A 16,952-nucleotide genomic window follows, 5' to 3' on the forward strand; every position below is an offset into this window, starting at 1 on the left:
GATCGAGGCGCCCGAACGTGCCCACACCATGGCCGATGACATATCGTGCCAACGGCGGTTTTCAATGACCGTCGGCCTCAGAATCCCGGCATGCGGTAGTCCGGTCGGGCGAAATAGGCGCCCAGTCGCGTTTCGATCTCCGAGGCGAGCTGATCCGCGATATCGGCCCGCGCGGCCCGCCGGTTGCGTTCCGTGGCATACTGGTTGTCCAGGATATTGTAGACAACCGAGTTGCGCGCCGTCCCTTGCAGATCGAGGCGCCGCCGCCCGTCTCCCGTGGGCGTCAACAAGCGCCACTGGGCCGTTGCCGTCAATCTACCGAGCGTCGCCTCATCGTTGCTCTGGATCCCCAGACTGGCGTCCGACACCCTCACCGTCGCCGAAAGAACATGCCGGGTCTTGCCGGTCGGACGAAACCGGTCAAGCAGGGCGTTGCGCAGCAACTGCCCTTCCCGCTCCGGAATCGGCTCGACATCGACGGAGGACAACGCGGCCCCGCCGCCGGACCGGCCATACATCGGCCGGAAGCCGCAGCCGGTCAGCAGGCCGGCGACCAAAGCACAGCCAAGGCCGCGCCGGGACAGCAACGCCATCCGGTGTGGTGACCCGGAGACATGCCCTGGGCTGAGTCCGCGCGTCCCTGCTCGCAAAGGCTGTCCTCCTCCTGCCTCAACCCACGACGATGTTGACGATGCGATTGGGCACCACGACCACCTTCCGGATGGTTTTGCCGTCGGTATGGGCGCGCACGTTCTCCACCGCCAGCGCGGCGGCCTCGGCGTCCTCCTTGGGGCAGTCCTTGGGCACCTCGATGTTGCCGCGCAGCTTTCCGTTGACCTGAACGGCCAGGGTCACGGTGTCATCGACGCACATTGCCGGGTCGGCCTCGGGCCAGTCGCTTTCCGCCAGAATGCGATCGTGGCCGAGCAGGGTCCAACACTGCTCGGTGACGTGCGGGACCATCGGATTGAGCAGCCGCACGGCCGTCTCCAGCGCGAAGCGGACCACCGCGTCCGCGCCCTTCACGTCGCCCTTCAGCGCCGGGATGGCGTTTGTCAGCTCGCGGATGCGCGCGACCGCCGTGTTGAAGCGGAACCGCTCCAGGTCTTCGGTGACACCGGCGATGGTCTTGTGGGCGCGCTTGTACAGATCCAGCGCCGGGCGGTCCAGGTCGGCCGCCGACACCGCCGTGCCGACGGGGGCCGGCGCCACCGGCGGCTCCGCCACCAGCCGCCAGACGCGGTTGACGTAGCGCCATGCGCCCTCCAGCCCGGCGTCGGACCATTCCATGTCGCCGTCCGGCGGGTTGTCGGAGACAATGAACAGCCGCGCCGCATCGGCGCCGTAGGTTTCCAGGATCCGTTCCGGATCGACCGTGTTGCGCTTCGACTTCGACATCTTCTCGGCCCGGCCGACGGTGACCGGCGCGCCGTCCGACAGCCGCCGGGCGGTGCCGTCCGGCAACACCTCGACCTCGGCCGGCTCCAGCCACGCGCCGTCGGGCCCCATATAGACCTCGTGCAGCACCATGCCCTGGGTGAACAGGCCCGCGAACGGTTCGGCGAGCCCCAGATAGCCGCAGTCCCGCAGCGCCCGGATGAAGAACCGCGAGTACAGCAGGTGCAGCACGGCGTGTTCGACACCGCCGATGTACTGATCGACCGGCAGCCAGTAATCGACGGCCTTGCGCTCGAACGCCTCGGTCTCGCTCCAGGGCGAACAGAAACGGGCGAAGTACCACGACGATTCCATGAAGGTATCGAAGGTGTCGGTCTCGCGCCGCGCGGGCTTGCCGCAGGTCGGGCAGTCCACATGCTTCCACGTCGGATGCCGGTCCAGCGGATTGCCGGGGGCGGAAAAGTCCACGTCTTCCGGCAGCGTCACCGGCAGCTGGTCCTCCGGCACCGGCACGATGCCGCAGGACTCACAGTGGATCACCGGGATCGGACAGCCCCAATAGCGCTGGCGGGAGACGCCCCAGTCGCGCAGGCGGAACTGGACGGTACCCTCGCCCTTGCCCAGGCTGTCCACCCTCTCGATGGCGGCGCGCTTGGCGTCGGTGACCGACAGGCCGTTCAGGAAATCGGAGTTTACCGCCACGCCGTCACCGACGAACGCCTCGTCCCCGGCCACAAGGTCCGTGGAGAAGGCCGCCACGTCGACGTCCCGCGGCGCCACGACGGTCAGGATCGGCAGGTCGTACTTCTTGGCGAAATCGAAGTCGCGCTGGTCGTGCGCCGGGCAGCCGAAGATGGCGCCGGTGCCGTATTCCATCAGCACGAAGTTGGCCACGTAGATCGGCACGGTCCAGTCCGGGTCGAACGGGTGGACGGCGCGCAGGCCGGTATCGAACCCCTTTTTCTCGGCGGTCTCGATGGCCTCCTCGCTGGTGCCGATGCGGGCGCACTCGGCCACGAACTCTTTCAGCGCCGGATTGGTCTCGGCCAGTTCGGCGGTCAGCGGATGGTTGGGCGACAGTGCGCAGAACGAGGCGCCGTAGAGCGTATCGGGCCGCGTGGTGAAGACGTCCAGGGGGTCGTCGCGGCCCTGGATGTCCCAGCGCAGGAAGGCCCCCTCCGACCGGCCGATCCAGTTGGTCTGCATCAGGCGGACCTTGTCGGGCCAACGCTCCAGGTCCTTGATGGCGGCCAGCAGGTCGTCGGCGTAGCGGGTGATGCGGAACGACCATTGCGCCAGCTTGCGCCGCTCGACCGGCGCGCCGGAGCGCCAGCCCTTGCCGTCGATGACCTGCTCGTTGGCTAGCACGGTATGCTCGACCGGATCCCAGTTCACCCAGGCCTCGGTGCGGTAGGCCAGATCCGCCTTATAGAAGTCCAGGAACATCTTCTGTTCGTGGCGGTAGTAGTCCGGCTCGCACGTCGAGACCTCGCGCGTCCAGTCGATGGACAGGCCCATCGGCTTGAACTGTTCGCGCATGGCGTCAATGTTCTGGCGCGTCCATTGCGCCGGGTGGGCGCCGCGCTGAATGGCCGCGTTCTCCGCCGGCAGGCCGAAGGCGTCCCAGCCCATGGGATGCAGCACGTTGAACCCGCGCGCCCGGCGGTACCGCGCCACCAGATCGCCCATGGTGTAGTTGCGCAGGTGCCCCATGTGGATGCGGCCGGAGGGATACGGGAACATCTCCAGCACGTAGTACTTCTTGCGGGCCGGATCCTCGACGGCGCGGAAGCAGTCGCGCTCGGCCCACACCGTCTGCCAGTGGGCCTCGGTTTCCTTGACATTGTAACGGTCGGCGGCGGCCATGGGCCTGGGGTCCTTTTTCGATGATTCGATCACGAAGCATGGAGACGGCGGAGACCTTGGATCCTACCGCTCCCGCAGTGCCGCCATGCGCAATTGCCGGGCGCGGGTCAGGATGGCGTTTTCCAGATCGGTGGCGACCGTTTCCTCCACGGGAATATCCGCCCAGCCGCCGACGGCCCCGGCTCCGTCAACGTCCGCGGCCTGGCTGCCGCCCGGATCGGCCAGGGCGTTCAGGCCGGCGGCCCGCGCCTGCTTGAACACCGAAACCTCAATCCCATCCGCGCGCAACGCCTTGGCCAGGATGTAGACATTGACCTTGAAGCGCTCGTTGGGCGTTTCCGGCGGTGTGTACCAGTCCGTGATGATGACGCCCCCGAAGGGATCCGCCGACGTCAGCGGCATGAAGGCGATGGTGTCCAGCGACGCCCGCCACAAGAAACTGTTGACGCCAATTCCGCCGCTGCCGTCGGCCGGTCGCTCTTCCTCGCCCGAGCCGAACAGATCAATGCCGCCGGGACCGAACACCGTGTCGCGCTGATAGGGTTTGCTAAGATCGCGCCGCACCGTCCGGTCCTCGCCGGGCGGTCGATCCGGATAGATGGGATCCGCGTACTGGCAGGCGGTGAGCAGTAGGGCCGCCGCCACGGCCATGCCAACGACTTTCATGGTCTCCCTTTCATCGCCCCACGGCGTCCGGCTTTTTTGGCGCGGCGGACGGGCAACACAGCCTCCGCTGCTGATACGATGCTCCTGCTTATAATAGGAGCGCCCCCGGGGCAACAGCGGGGCAACAGCGGGGCGGCACCGTCGGTCAGCGCCAGGGCACCCTGTCGCAACGGCTGGCCACCAGTGTGGCGCGCGGTCGGGTGATGTCGGAGCGAACCGGATCTCCCTCGTTCCGGCACGGGCGTCGCCGTCTCGGCACCGCGAAAACATACGCGTTCGCAAGCAAAAGAGGCCAATGCCACCGGCTGCGTCGGCCCCACGGCGGCCCCGGTCAGGCGGACTCGTTGAGGTCAGGAGCCGCCGCGTCCCCCTTCTTCCGCCGGCGCCAGGACAAGGCGCTCGTACAGCGCCAGGACCCGCGCCGCCGTGTCCGCCATCGCGGCCTTCAGGCCCTCGAAATCGCCGGCGCCGTCCCAGTTGGCGACCAGGCGCGCCTTCAGGCCGGGAGGCAGAGTTTCGTCGTCCGGCACCCCGTCCAGCGAATGGCGGATCATCCCCTGAAGGCCGAGCCAGCGGTCATAGGCCAGACTCAGGAAACCCGCGTCCTCCGCCGTCAGCACGCCGGCCGCGCCGGCCCGGCGCAGCCCCTGCGCCGTGTTCGGGACCACGATGTCCGGATGGTCGTGGGCGTATCGCAACTGGAGATACTGCGCGATGAACTCGACATCGACCAAGCCCCCGCGCACATGCTTGATGTTCCAGGGGTTTTCGTCCCCGTGCTCGGCATCGATGCGGGCCCTCATGTCGGCGACCGCCCGGGCCAGACCACCGGGATCACGAGAACGGCAGATCGTGTCCCGGATGACCTCGGCCACCCGGTCGGCCACCATCGCCGGGCCGGCGACGACCCGCGCCCGCGTCAGGGCCTGATGTTCCCAGGTCCACGCCGCCTCACCCTGATAGCGCCGGAAGGAATCCAGACTGGTCGCCAGCGGCCCCTTGTTGCCGGACGGACGCAGCCGCATGTCCACCTCGTACAACCGCCCCTGGGCGGTGCTGGCGGTGATGGCATTGATGAACCGCTGCACCAGCCGAGTGTAGTACACCGTCGGCGCCAGCGGTTTGGGTCCGTCGGACTGGTCGACGCCCTCGGGCACGTCGTACACCATGATCAGATCGAGATCGGAGGTCGGCGTCATCTCCTGCCCGCCCAGCTTGCCCAGGGCCACCACCACGACGGCGCCGGCCGGCATGGCCCCGTGGGCCTCGGCGAACTGAACCCAGACGTGTTGCAGCAGGACGTCGAGCACCACATCGGCGATGTCCGACAGGAACCGGCCGGCATCCACCGGCGCGCACTGGCCGCGCAGGGTCCGAACCCCGACCAGGAACCGATGATCGTTGGCCCAGCGCCGACAGATGTCGAGCACATCCTCGAACACGCGCGCATCGCGCAGCGCCATCCGCAGTCCGGCGCGCAGGTCCTCTGTCCGAAGCGGCTGCCCCATGGACTCCGGATCCAGAACACCGTCCAGCAGGGACGGGTTGCGGGCCAGACGCTCGGCCAGACGGGGTGCGTCACCCATGATGTCCGCGACCAGGACCAGAAGTTGGGGATTTTCCGCGAACAGGGCGAACAACTGCACCCCGGCGGGCAGGTGGGCCAGGACACTGTCGAAGCGCAGCAGCGCGCCGTCCGGATGCGCCGTATCCGCCAACGTGCGCACCAGGGTCGGCATCAATTCGGTGAGCCGCTCCCGCGCCGTCGTGCTGCGCAGACAGCGGTACCGGCCATGGTGCCAGCCCCGAATGGTCGCGGCCACCGCATGCGGATTGGCATATCCCAGATCCGTGAGGGTGCGCAGGGTCTCGGGGTCGTCCTCGCCGCCGGTAAAAACCAGATTGCCCTCGCCGCCGGACAGCGTCGGCTGATCCTCGAACAGATCGGCGTAGTGGTCCTGCACCCGCATCAGGGTGGCCTTGAGGTCAAGCGCGAACGGCTTGATGCCGTCATACCCCATGAAGGTCGCGAAGGCGCGCAGCTTCTCCTTGTCGCTGGGCAGGGTCTGGGTCTGTTCGTCGTCGATCATCTGCAGGCGGTGCTCGACCCGGCGCAGATGTTCATAGGCGACGGCCAGATCGTCCCGCACGGCGGGCTCCACCAGGCCGCGCTCGGTCAAGGCGTTCAGGGCCGGGAGGGTTGCCCGCGCGCGCAGACGCGGCTCGCGGCCACCCCAGATCAACTGCTGGGTCTGCACGAAGAACTCGATCTCCCGGATGCCGCCCCGCCCCAGCTTGACGTTGTGGCCTTCGACCGCGACCACGGCGTGACCGCGCTGGGCGTGGATCTGGCGTTTGATCGAATGGATGTCCCGGATGGCGTTGAAGTCGAGGGAGCGACGCCACACGAAGGGCCGGATGTGATCCAGAAAGCGCACGCCGGCGTCCCTGTCGCCCGCCACCGGGCACGCCTTGATCATCGCGGCGCGTTCCCAGTTCTGGCCGAAGCTCTCGTAGTATTGCTCCGCCGCCTCGGTGGACAGGGCGAGGTGGGTCGCGCCCGGATCCGGTCGCAGCCGCAGATCGCAGCGGAAAACGTAACCGTCCCCGGTGCGTTCCTCCATCATGCGAACCACATCGCGGGTCAGGCGCACCATGGCCTCGCGAGCGCTCAGCCGGCCCCGGTAGTCGATACGGTCCTCGTCGAACAGGACGATGAGATCGATGTCGGAGGAATAGTTCAGTTCCCGCGCGCCCAGCTTGCCCATGCCGAGCACGAACAGGCCGCTTTCAAAGGTCGGGCGATCCGCCCGGGGCAGCACCAGATCGCCCTTGTCGTGCAGGCGGGTGAGCAGGTGGGCACAACAGTGGTCAAGCGCCTGTTCCGCCATCAGGGACAGCGCCCCGGTGACGGCCTCCAGCGACCACAGCCCGAGAATGTCGGCGACGGCCGCGGTCAGCGCCGTGCGCCGCTTGGCCACGCGCAGCGCGCGCATGACGCGGGCCTGATCGTCGCCGGCCGCCCTCGCGTCGGCGGCCATCGCCCGGAACGCGTCGTCGCGAGCCGCGTCCGGGCCGTCGGTGACGAGCCGGCGCATCCAGGCCGGCTCGCGCAGCACGCAGGCGGTCAGGAACGGACTGTTGCCGAACACCGCGTCCAGAACGGCGCGGCCCGGCGTGTCAGGTTCGGCGAGGTCCCGCATGAAGGCGGCCAGCGCGGGGTCGTCCTCCCGCCCGGCCTGATCCGTCCAGCGCTCCAGCCCGCGCGCGGCGCGCTCCGGGTCCGAGGGACGCGGCGCCGGCACGGCAGGCGCGAGAACGCTGGCGTTCGTCATACCTTCACCTTATTCCAGCGGTCAGATTGGCGGGCCGCTGGTTGATGAGGAGTCCACTGTCGGGCTCCGGCGGATTCAGCGTCGGGGGACGCCCCCGGATCACGGGGCACACTGCGCGAAGCGCCACGTCCGGTCAAGGTGGGTCGGCCGCCGGTATTGGTGGACCAAGGGGAGGTTCAGTGGCGCAACGGGCGGCTCACAAGGTTGCGAAACGGCTCGGTCGGCTGCTGGGACTCCTCATCCTGGGGATGGTCGCTCTCGCCTGGACGGCGGGGCGAGGACCGCTCGACGTCGCGTTCCTGACGCCCCGCATTGAAATGGAACTGACCCGGGCCGTCCGCGACGCCGGCATGGCCGCCGATGTGCGGGTCGGCGGCGCGGCGGTGTCCTGGAACAGGGCGGCCTGGGGGTTCGACATCGACCTGGATCGGGTCCGGCTGGTCGGCCCGGACGCGCGTCCGCTGGCCCGCGTCGGCGCGATCCGCGTCACCCTGGACCTGGACACCCTGCTGTCTGGCCAACCGCGGGCATCCAATCTGGCGCTGGTCGGTCCCGTCCTGCACGCGCGACGACACGAGGACGGCCATTTCACGCTCGACCTGGAAGCCAGCCTGGACGGTGGCGCCGGAACCGGGACGGGGGGCGCGCGACCGCCAACCTCTCCATCAATGGCTCAGGACAATCTGACGGTCGTGTGGGAGACCCTGGCCGATCTGGGCCTCGCCCTGCGCGAGGCCCGATTGGTGGTCGAGGACCGTGTGACCGGCCGGGCATGGCGGCTCGCGGTTCCGGACCTTCAGGTCATCCGGGATCGTACGGCTCTGCGACTGGAAGCCTCGGTGGTTCTCGACGCCGAACCGCCCGCCCCCGTTCTGGACGTGGCGGTGCGCTATGCGCCCGGCGACGACACCGCCTCGGCTGTGGTCGCCGCGCAGGGTCTCAATCCGGCTCGGGATCTCGCGGATCGCCTCGGCTGGCCGGTCCTGGCCGGGTGGAGCCAGTCCCTGGACGCGACCCTGACGGCCGACCTGGACCTGGGCGCGGAGCCGTCCGCCGAGATGATCCGGCAGGCCACCCTGTCGATCAGCGGCGGCCCCGGCAAGGTGTCGCTGCCCGAACCGATCGACCACACATGGGCGCCCCGGAGCCTGGAGGTCGAGGCCCGCCTGACCCGCGCCGGGCGGAACGCCCTCGATCTGACGGTCGAGAGCATGACCCTCGGCCTGCCCGGCGTGTCCCTGGCCGCCGCCGGGCGCCTGACCGGCGGTCCGAACAGCCCCACCTCCGGGGCCGTCGACATTCGCCTGTCGTCCCTGACGGTCGAGACCCTTGTGCGCCATTGGCCGCCCGCCCTGGCCGACGGCGCCCGCGATTGGATCGCGAAAAACATCGCCACCGGCGATCTTCATGAAGGCCGTTTCATGCTGCATCTGGGCGGCGCCGGCCTGAGCGACGTGTCGGTCATCGGGCTGTTCGGCGGCGCCCGCGTCGAGGGCGCGACGGTGACCTATCTGGAGGGATTGCCGGCCGCCACGGAAGCCAGCGGGACCGTGCAGGTCGGCCTGGATGCCGTGACCATCGCCGTTGATGGCGGCGGCGTCGGCGACGTGCGAATCCGCGAGGGAACCGTCGCCCTGACCGCGCTGGACACCGACAGCGAACGCGGCGACATGCTGTTCGAGATCGACACCCCGCTGTCCGATGCGCTCGCCCTGATCGACCATCAGCCGCTCGGATACGCCTCCCGGCTGGGCGTTGACCCGGGCGTGGCCCGGGGCGACGCGCGGGTGACGCTCACGCTGGGCCTGCCCCTAAGGGACGATGTGGCGCTTGATGAACTGGAGGTCGGGGTGACCGCCGATGCCACCGGGGTCGGGCTGCCGGACGTGACCCTGGGGCAGGACCTCAGCGACGGCGACCTGAGCCTGTCCCTGGACGGGACCGGCATGGACGTGGCCGGCACCGCCCGCCTGGGCGACGTGCCCATCACCTTGGAGTGGCGGGAAAACTTCACCGACGGGGCGGCGTTCGACCGCCGCTATCATGTGCGCGGGCGCCTGGACAACGCCGCCCGCGCGCGCTTCCGGCTCAGCGGCCCGCCGTTCCAGCCGCCGTGGATGGATGGTCCGGTGGACGGCGACCTGACCTACACCGACACCGCCGGCGCACCGGCCACGCTGACGGCCCAGATCGACCTTGCGCCCGCCACGCTGGCCATGGACGCGCTGGGGTGGACGAAGCCGGCCGACATTCCGGGGCGGGCCGATGTGGAGGCCCGCTTCACCGACGAGGCCATGACCGTGGACTTCGACGTGACCACCGCCGCCGACGGAAGTGTTCAGGGCGGGCGCGCGCGCCTGACCGGCACCGGCGACATGCTGGACGTCTCCATGGAGCGGGTGCGCCTGGGCGAGACCGATGTCAGTGCCCGCATCGTCGCGCCCGACCGCGCCGGCGACCCCTACGACATCGCTCTCGGCGGCCCCAGCCTCGATGTGCGGGCAGTCTTCAAGCACGACGAGTCCGGCGACGGCCCGGCGTCCGAGACGGGCGGGCCGCCCGGGCGGCCCGGGCCGCCGCTGGCCCTGAGTCTGGATGTCGGGCAAGCGCGCGTGACGGAGTCCATGACGTTCCGGACCCTGCGCGGCACCCTGAGCAGTGACGCCGCCGGGCTGTGGAGCCGGGCCGACCTGCAAACCCGCGCCGGAGACGGCCGTCCGGCCCGCATCGCCATGGCGCCGGACGGCGGCGTGCGCCGCTTTTCGGTCGAGGCGGAGGACGCCGGGGCGTTCGCCAGCGACCTGGGCGTGACCGGCCGAATCAACGGGGGGCGCCTGTCCCTGAGCGGTACCCTGGACCCGGACAACACCGCCGAAGGTGTTCTGCGCATTGATAATTTCAACCTTTACAAGACACCTGTGCTCGCCCGCATTCTCGCGGTGGCCTCGCTGACCGGGATCCTGGACGAGCTTCAGGGCGAGGGCTTGAGCCTGTCCAAGCTGATCGCGCCATTCCGCTATGCCGACGGCGTCCTGACGTTGAGCGAGGCGCGCGCCAACGGGGCCTCGCTGGGCCTGACCGCCAACGGTGTGATCAACCTGCGTCGCTCGACGCTGGACCTGAACGGTGTGGTGGTGCCGCTCTATCTCATCAACTCTTTGCTGGGCGGCATTCCGCTGCTGGGCGATCTGCTGGTCGGCGAGAAGGGCGGTGGCGTCTTCGCCGTCAACTACAGCGCCGAGGGCGCCCTGGGCGACCCGTCGGTCAGCGTCAATCCGTTGTCCGTGGTGACGCCGGGGTTCCTGCGCGGCGTTTTCGACGGCCTGCCCGATGGGGGAGACGATCAAGGCGCGGCAGCGCCGACACCGGGAACCGGGGAGTAACGCCGAACGACGGTGCCACTCCTCACCGAGGCCCGTGCCGGCACGGGAGGGACCGTCAGGTCAGATCACCCTCCGCCGACGGGCCGGCCGACAGGCGGGCCAGAACCTCGTCGAGCTGTTCCAGCGAGCGCCATGTGACCGTGACCGTGCCGCCGCCGTTGGCCTTCATGTCGATGGACACCGCCATGCCCAGCCGCGCGGCAAGGTCGCGTTCCAGCGCCAGGGTGTCGGTATCCTTGTCGGCCGCGCGACCGCCGCCGGACGAGCCGCGCCGGGGCCGCGTCTGCGCCGGGCGCTGCTGGGCCTCCCGCACCAGGGTTTCGGTCTGACGCACGCTGAGGCCCTTGCGCGCCACCTCCTCGGCGAACACGGTTGGATTCTCCAGCGCCAGCAGGGCGCGGGCGTGGCCGGCCGACAGGTCACCGCCGGAGACCATGTCGCGCACCCGCTCCGGCAACTGGAGCAGGCGCAGGGTGTTGGCGACGTGGCTGCGGCTCTTGCCGACGACCCCGGCCAGGGCCTCCTGTCCGTGCCCGAACTCGTCGAGCAGGCGGCGGTAGCCCTCGGCCTCTTCCATCGGGTTGAGATCCTGCCGTTGCAGGTTCTCGACGAGGGCGACCTCCAGGGTCTCGCGGTCGTCGAAATCGCGGGCCAGCACCGGGACCTCGTGCAGTCCGGCGCGCTGGGCGGCGCGCCAGCGGCGTTCGCCGGCGACGATCTCGAAGTGGCCCTCGTGGGTCGGACTGGGCCGGGCCAGAAGGGGTTGGAGCACGCCGCGTGCCCGCAGGCTCTCGGCCAGTTCATCCAGCCCGGCCTCGTCGAACACCCGGCGCGGCTGCAGGGGGGAGGGGGCCAGGCGGTCGATGGGGATCAGGCGCACGCCGCGCCCACCACCACCGCCGCCGCCACCGCCGGTGCCCGCGCCGGCCTCGGTCGCCTCGTTGCCGTCGTCCGCCGCCGCCTCGTCCTCGCCGAACAGCGCGGACAGACCGCGCCCCAACGTCTGTCGCTTGACCATGGCCGTCATGCCGCCATCGGCCGGGGCTGGCGCATCAGTTCGCCGGCCAGTTGGATGTAGGCCTTGGACCCGGCGCAGGAGACGTCATAGAGCAGCACCGGCTTGCCATGGGACGGCGCCTCCGAGACGCGCACGTTGCGGGGGATGACGGTCTGGTAGACCTTGTCGCCGAAATAGCCGCGCACGTCGGCGGCGACGCTGTCGGAGAGGTTGTTGCGCTTGTCGAACATGGTCAGAACGATGCCCTGGATGGCCAGGGCGGGGTTGAAGCGGGCACGCACGCGTTCGATGGTGCGCATCAGGTGGCTGATGCCCTCCAGGGCGAAGAACTCGCATTGCAGCGGGATCAGCACCGCGTGCGCCGCGACCAGGGCGTTGATGGTGAGCAGACCCAGCGCCGGCGGACAGTCGATGAGGATGTAGTCCACGCCGGCCCCCGCCGCGCCCTCGGCACCCGTCAGGGCATCGGCGAGGCGGTGCTCACGCCGCTCGGCGCCGACCAGTTCGACCTCGGCGCCGGCCAGATCGGCCCCGGCGGGCACGACGGACAGGTGCGGGATCTCGGTTTCGGTCGCGGCGCGGGTCAGCGGCAGGTCGCCCGACAGCAGACGGTAGGTGCCGGCGCGGCGGGCCTCGCGGGCGACGCCGAACCCGGTCGAGGCGTTGCCCTGCGGATCGAGGTCGATCACCAGAACCCGCTGGCGCGTGGCGGCCAGGGCGGTGGCCAGATTGATGGCCGTGGTGGTCTTGCCGACGCCGCCCTTCTGGTTGGCGATGGCGATGATGTGCGGGCGGGCCTCAGGCGTCGGAGGGGACACGGCGGATCTCCCGGAGGATGAGGACGCGACCGCCCGGATCGGCCGGCGCGGAGGCGGCGGCCGAGCCCGGGTCCCGAACGGGGGCGGACGCGGGGTGATGCTCGACGCGCATGATCCATTGATTGGCGCAGGCGGTCAATTCGCTCGCGACGTCCCGGCCCTTGGGCAGCAGCGCGACACCGTCGTCGGTGAGGTGTCGGGTCACCAACGGCAGCAGATCCGGTAACGGGGCCAAGGCCCGGGCGGTGACCACGTCGGCGTCGAGGGAGGCCAGGGCCTCGATGCGGGCGGCGTGGACGGTGACCGGCGCGGCGGTGGCGCGGGCGGCCTCGCGCAGGAAAACGGCCTTGCGCTGGTCCGACTCGACAAGGTGGACATCCGGTGCGCCCAGGATGGCCAGCACCAGTCCGGGAAAGCCGGCGCCGGAGCCGAGGTCGGCGAGGCGGCGGGCGCCGGGCGGGATCAGCGGCATCAGCGCGGCCGAATCGAGCACATGGCGCGCCCAGGCGTCGGGCAGGGTGGAGCCGCCCACCAGATTGATACGCCGGGTCCAGGTGTCGAGGCGTTCCAGCAGGGTGGTGAGGCGGTCGATCAGGGCGTCGGGGATCGACTCCGGTGATTGCCCGAGCGCGGTCGCCAGGGTGTCGCGGCGGACGGCGCGGGGCGGCAGGGCGAGGGTCGGGGCGGGCCGGCGCGGGCGGCCGGCGGGTTTCGTGACGGAAGGAGGGCGGGGCATCGGCCGTGGCGTCCGGGTGTGGTGGGACCAGGGACCGCGGATCAAACCACGACGACGCCGGAAGACCAAGCGTGCTCCTTCACCGCCGGCCCGCCTGTCCCGATCGTCATGGCCGACCGTCGCCTTGGGGCCTTGGTGGTGATGCCCGGCGCCGGTGGCGGACCATGGCAGGATCGGGCGGGAGTCATAACGGGCCGGATGTGATAGGAGGAGGCCCGGAATGGGGCCGTGGGATCCGCCTGTCCGGCGCCCCTATATAATGCTGATCGGCCCTGAAACAGACACGTCCGTTTCAGGGCCACCGCCGCTTCGCGGCGCCGGCGCGGTCGCGCCGGCCGTCCGACAAAAGAAGTCCCTTCTTCTGTCGGACGGGTTAAATGGCGTCCGTCCGATTCCGATTCCGAGGGAGATGACCGACCATGTCCACCGTTCATGCCATCCGTTTCCATCAGACCGGCGGCCCCGAGGTCCTGTCATGGGACAGTGTCGAGGTCGGCGATCCCGGCCCCGGCGAGGTGCGGGTGCGGCACACGGCCGTGGGGCTGAACTACATCGACACCTATCACCGCTCCGGCCTGTATCCGGTGACGCTGCCGTCGGGCCTGGGCCTGGAGGCGGCCGGGGTGATCGAGGCCGTGGGGGAGGGGGTCGGCGGCTTGGCGCCGGGCGACCGGGTGGCCTACGGCACGGGCCCGCTCGGTGCCTACGCCGAGGCCCGGGTGATGACGCCGGAGACCCTGCTGCGTCTGCCGGACGCCATCGACGACCGCACCGCCGCCGCCATGATGCTGCAGGGCCTGACGGTGCAGTACCTGATCCGCCGTCTGTTCCGGGTGGAGCCGGGCATGACGGTGCTGTTCCATGCCGCCGCTGGCGGGGTCGGGCTGATCGCCTGCCAGTGGCTGAAGCACCTGGGGGCGACGGTCATCGGCACGGTGGGCTCGCCGGAGAAAGCCGAACTGGCCCGGGCGCACGGGTGCGATCACACCATCCTCTACCGCGAGGAGGATTTCGTCGCCCGGGTGAAGGAGATCACGGACGGCAAGGGCGTGCCGGTGGTCTACGACGGCGTCGGCAAGGATGTCTTCGACGGCTCGCTGGACTGCCTGCAGCGCCTGGGCATGATGGCGACCTACGGCAATGCCTCCGGGCCGGTGCCGGACATCTCGCCGCTGATCCTGAACACCAAGGGCTCGCTGTTCCTGACCCGGCCGAAGCTGATGGACTATGCCGCGACCCGCGCGGAGTTGGTGGCCATGGCGGACGACGTGTTCGGGGTGGTGGCCTCCGGCGCGGTGCGGATCGCGGTGAACCAGACCTACGCCCTGAAGGACGCGGCCCAGGCGCACCGCGATCTGGAGGGTCGGAAGACGACAGGCTCGACGGTGCTGCTGCCGTAGGGGAGGGGGGGGCGTCCGTGTTTCACGTGAAACGCGCCCGCCGTTCCGATCCGTGTTTCACGTGAAACGCACGGGCCGCGGCGATGTCTGTTTCACGTGAAACGTCGATCCGGTGTCCGTTCGCTGTTTCACGTGAAACGCCCGACGCTAACGGACCTTGACGCCGGGAGGGGCCGGGCCGATGTTCGGCCCACTCTCTCCTGCATCCCTGCCGCCCGCCTGCCATGATCGCCCCGCGCTCCGAAGACCCGCTGGCCGAACGCCTGATCCCGCCCGCCGAGGCCCCCACTCGCCGGACGGACGTCCTCGTCGTCGGTGGCGGCCATGCCGGGACCGAGGCCGCCGCCGCCGCCGCCCGTCTCGGCGCGCGCACGGTTCTGGTCACCCACGCCCGGACCTCCATCGGCGCCCTGTCCTGCAACCCGGCCATCGGCGGACTGGGCAAGGGTCACCTCGCGCGCGAGATCGATGCCCTGGACGGCCTGATGGCCCGGGCCATCGACCGCGCCGGCATCCAATTTCGCGTGCTCAACAGGTCCAAGGGGCCGGCGGTGCGCGGCCCGCGCGCCCAGGCCGACCGGTGGCTGTACCGTCTGGCCGTGCAGACGCTGCTGGCCGAGACCCCCAATCTGTCCGTGGTCGAGGGCGCGGTAGAGGACCTCATCACCGACCCCGGGGCTGATCCCGACGGCCGCCCGCGCGCCGCCGGGGTCGTGCTCGCCGACGGCACCGCGCTGCGGGCCGGCGCCGTGGTCCTGACGACGGGCACCTTCCTGCGCGGCGTGATGCACCGGGGGACGGAGCGCACCCCCGGCGGCCGCCTCGGCGATCCCGCCGCCAACGGCCTGTCGGCCGCGCTGACCCGCCTCGGTCTGCCGCTCGCCCGCCTGAAGACCGGCACGCCGGCCCGCCTGGACGGCCGCACCATCGACTGGGCCATCCTCGACGAACAGCCTGGGGACGACCCGCCGGAGCCGTTCTCCACCCTGACCGACCGTATCACCGTGCCGCAGGTCCCGTGCCACATCACCGCGACCACGCCGGCGACGCACGCGATCATCCGCGACAATCTGCACCGGTCGGCCTTGTTCGGCGGCGCCATCGAGGGTGTCGGCCCGCGCTACTGCCCCAGCATCGAGGACAAGATCGTCCGCTTCGCCGACCGTGACCGGCACCAGATCTTCCTGGAGCCCGAGGGCCTGGACGATCCCACCGTCTACCCCAACGGCCTGTCCACCAGCCTGCCGGCCGACGTGCAGGCCGCCTTTCTGGCCACCATCCCCGGCCTGGACCGCGCCGCCATCCTCCAGCCCGGCTACGCCATCGAATACGACGCCGTCGATCCCCGGGTGCTGCGCCCCACCCTGGAGGTCGCCGCCGTGCCCGGCCTGTTCCTGGCCGGACAGATCAACGGCACCACCGGCTACGAGGAGGCCGGCGCGCTCGGCCTGCTGGCCGGTGTCAACGCCGCGCTCAGGGCGGGGCAGGGGGGCGGCGGCGCCGCGCCGGACGCGCCGGCGCCCACCTTCACCGTGGACCGCGCCGAGGGCTACCTGGGCGTCATGATCGACGACCTGGTGACGCGGGGGACCCCCGAGCCCTACCGCATGTTCACCAGCCGGGCCGAGTACCGCCTGCGTCTGCGCGCCGACAACGCCGACCAGCGGCTGACGGATCGGGGGCTGGCGGTCGGCGTCGTCGGCGCGGCGCGCGCCCGCGCCTGGGCGGACAAGAAGCACCGGCTCGCCGCCGCCGAGGCCCTGGCCCGATCCCTGTCCCTGACCCCGGCCGAACTGGCCCGCGCCGGCTGGCCGGTGAAGCAGGACGGCCAGCGCCGCTCCGCCCTCGACCTGCTGGCGGCACCGGACGTCACCGTGGAGCGCCTGTCGGCGCTGTGGCCGGACCTCGCGGCCATCGACGCGGACATCGCGCCGCACATCGAGATCGCCGCCCGCTACGACCGCTATCTGGCGCGTATGGACCGCGACATCGCCGCCCACCGCCGCGACGAGGCCCTAGTCCTACCCGATGATCTCGACTTCGGCGCCGTCGGCGGCCTGTCGACGGAGGTGCGTCAGGTTCTGGCCCGCGCCCGGCCGGCCACGGTGGGGGCGGCGGCGCGCCTGCCGGGCATGACGCCGGCGGCGGTCACCGCGCTGCTGGCCCACGCGCGGCGCAGGTCCGCTTGAGCGATGAAAGAGTCTGGTTCCGCCTTGCCCGGACCAGCATGAGGTCCGCCCGGCCGAACACCTCTCGCTCTGTGGTCTCTGTGTCTCCGTGGTGACCGTCCGCCTCCGGCGCCGGTGCGATTCCGCTCCGACGTCACCCCGGC

The 16,952-nt window shown here is 70.5% G+C and carries 10 protein-coding genes; 3 read left to right on the top strand and 7 right to left on the bottom strand.

The features are described from left to right. Nucleotides 1-77 precede the first annotated feature (77 nt). From lptE to BLS85_RS09115, 4 genes are all read right to left on the bottom strand, one after another. A complete protein-coding gene (gene lptE / locus BLS85_RS09100; protein ID WP_092785480.1) occupies nucleotides 78-593 on the bottom strand; it encodes an LPS assembly lipoprotein LptE in 516 nt (171 codons plus the stop codon). Nucleotides 594-669: 76 nt separating this feature from the next. Next, nucleotides 670-3,264: a leucine--tRNA ligase gene (gene leuS / locus BLS85_RS09105; protein ID WP_092785482.1), complete on the bottom strand. Its 2,595-nt coding sequence runs from the start codon at nucleotides 3,262-3,264 to the stop codon at nucleotides 670-672. Nucleotides 3,265-3,327: 63 nt separating this feature from the next. After that, complete coding sequence (locus BLS85_RS09110; protein WP_092785484.1) at nucleotides 3,328-3,930, bottom strand: DUF3576 domain-containing protein; 603 nt, start codon at nucleotides 3,928-3,930, stop codon at nucleotides 3,328-3,330. A 350-nt stretch (nucleotides 3,931-4,280) separates the two neighbouring features. Beyond that, entirely contained in the window at nucleotides 4,281-7,265 is a 2,985-nt protein-coding gene (locus BLS85_RS09115) for a bifunctional [glutamine synthetase] adenylyltransferase/[glutamine synthetase]-adenylyl-L-tyrosine phosphorylase (protein ID WP_092785486.1), read from the bottom strand. A gap of 179 nt (nucleotides 7,266-7,444) precedes the next feature. Here BLS85_RS09115 and BLS85_RS09120 point away from each other — a divergent pair, with 179 nt between their 5' ends. Beyond that, a complete protein-coding gene (locus BLS85_RS09120; protein ID WP_143027144.1) occupies nucleotides 7,445-10,648 on the top strand; it encodes a YhdP family protein in 3,204 nt (1,067 codons plus the stop codon). 55 nt (nucleotides 10,649-10,703) lie between these two features. On the opposite strand, the gene BLS85_RS09125 is transcribed toward BLS85_RS09120, so the two are convergent. From BLS85_RS09125 to rsmG, 3 genes are read right to left on the bottom strand one after another with little or no spacing between them, the layout of a single operon-like run. After that, nucleotides 10,704-11,666, bottom strand: coding sequence for a ParB/RepB/Spo0J family partition protein (locus tag BLS85_RS09125; protein ID WP_176793587.1), 963 nt, complete (start codon nucleotides 11,664-11,666; stop codon nucleotides 10,704-10,706). Nucleotides 11,667-11,671: 5 nt separating this feature from the next. Then, nucleotides 11,672-12,484, bottom strand: a complete 813-nt coding sequence (locus tag BLS85_RS09130) for a ParA family protein (protein WP_092785492.1) — start codon at nucleotides 12,482-12,484, stop codon at nucleotides 11,672-11,674. Continuing rightward, a complete protein-coding gene (gene rsmG, locus BLS85_RS09135; protein ID WP_092785494.1) occupies nucleotides 12,465-13,220 on the bottom strand; it encodes a 16S rRNA (guanine(527)-N(7))-methyltransferase RsmG in 756 nt (251 codons plus the stop codon). The genes BLS85_RS09130 and rsmG overlap by 20 nt, the downstream gene beginning before the upstream one ends. 419 nt (nucleotides 13,221-13,639) lie before the next feature. Here rsmG and BLS85_RS09140 point away from each other — a divergent pair, with 419 nt between their 5' ends. Both BLS85_RS09140 and mnmG read left to right on the top strand, forming a co-directional pair. Further along, entirely contained in the window at nucleotides 13,640-14,620 is a 981-nt protein-coding gene (locus tag BLS85_RS09140; RefSeq protein ID WP_092785496.1) for a quinone oxidoreductase family protein, read from the top strand. Nucleotides 14,621-14,844: 224 nt separating this feature from the next. Then, on the top strand, nucleotides 14,845-16,809 hold the full coding sequence (gene mnmG / locus BLS85_RS09145) for a tRNA uridine-5-carboxymethylaminomethyl(34) synthesis enzyme MnmG (RefSeq protein ID WP_092785498.1): 1,965 nt from the start codon (nucleotides 14,845-14,847) through the stop codon (nucleotides 16,807-16,809). Nucleotides 16,810-16,952 lie beyond the last annotated feature (143 nt).

This window comes from Rhodospira trueperi (assembly GCF_900101965.1).
In the GTDB taxonomy this organism is placed as follows: domain Bacteria; phylum Pseudomonadota; class Alphaproteobacteria; order Rhodospirillales; family Rhodospirillaceae; genus Rhodospira; species Rhodospira trueperi.

Excerpts from the sequence above, each read along its gene's own strand:
- BLS85_RS09115 (WP_092785486.1), bottom strand. The coding sequence starts at position 7,265 with ATGACGAACGCCAGCGTTCTCGCGCCTGCCGTGCCGGCGCCGCGTCCC.
- BLS85_RS09110 (WP_092785484.1), bottom strand. The coding sequence starts at position 3,930 with ATGAAAGTCGTTGGCATGGCCGTGGCGGCGGCCCTACTGCTCACCGCC.
- rsmG (WP_092785494.1), bottom strand. The coding sequence starts at position 13,220 with ATGCCCCGCCCTCCTTCCGTCACGAAACCCGCCGGCCGCCCGCGCCGG.
- BLS85_RS09125 (WP_176793587.1), bottom strand. The coding sequence starts at position 11,666 with ATGGTCAAGCGACAGACGTTGGGGCGCGGTCTGTCCGCGCTGTTCGGC.
- lptE (WP_092785480.1), bottom strand. The coding sequence starts at position 593 with ATGGCGTTGCTGTCCCGGCGCGGCCTTGGCTGTGCTTTGGTCGCCGGC.
- mnmG (WP_092785498.1), top strand. The coding sequence starts at position 14,845 with ATGATCGCCCCGCGCTCCGAAGACCCGCTGGCCGAACGCCTGATCCCG.
- leuS (WP_092785482.1), bottom strand. The coding sequence starts at position 3,264 with ATGGCCGCCGCCGACCGTTACAATGTCAAGGAAACCGAGGCCCACTGG.
- BLS85_RS09140 (WP_092785496.1), top strand. The coding sequence starts at position 13,640 with ATGTCCACCGTTCATGCCATCCGTTTCCATCAGACCGGCGGCCCCGAG.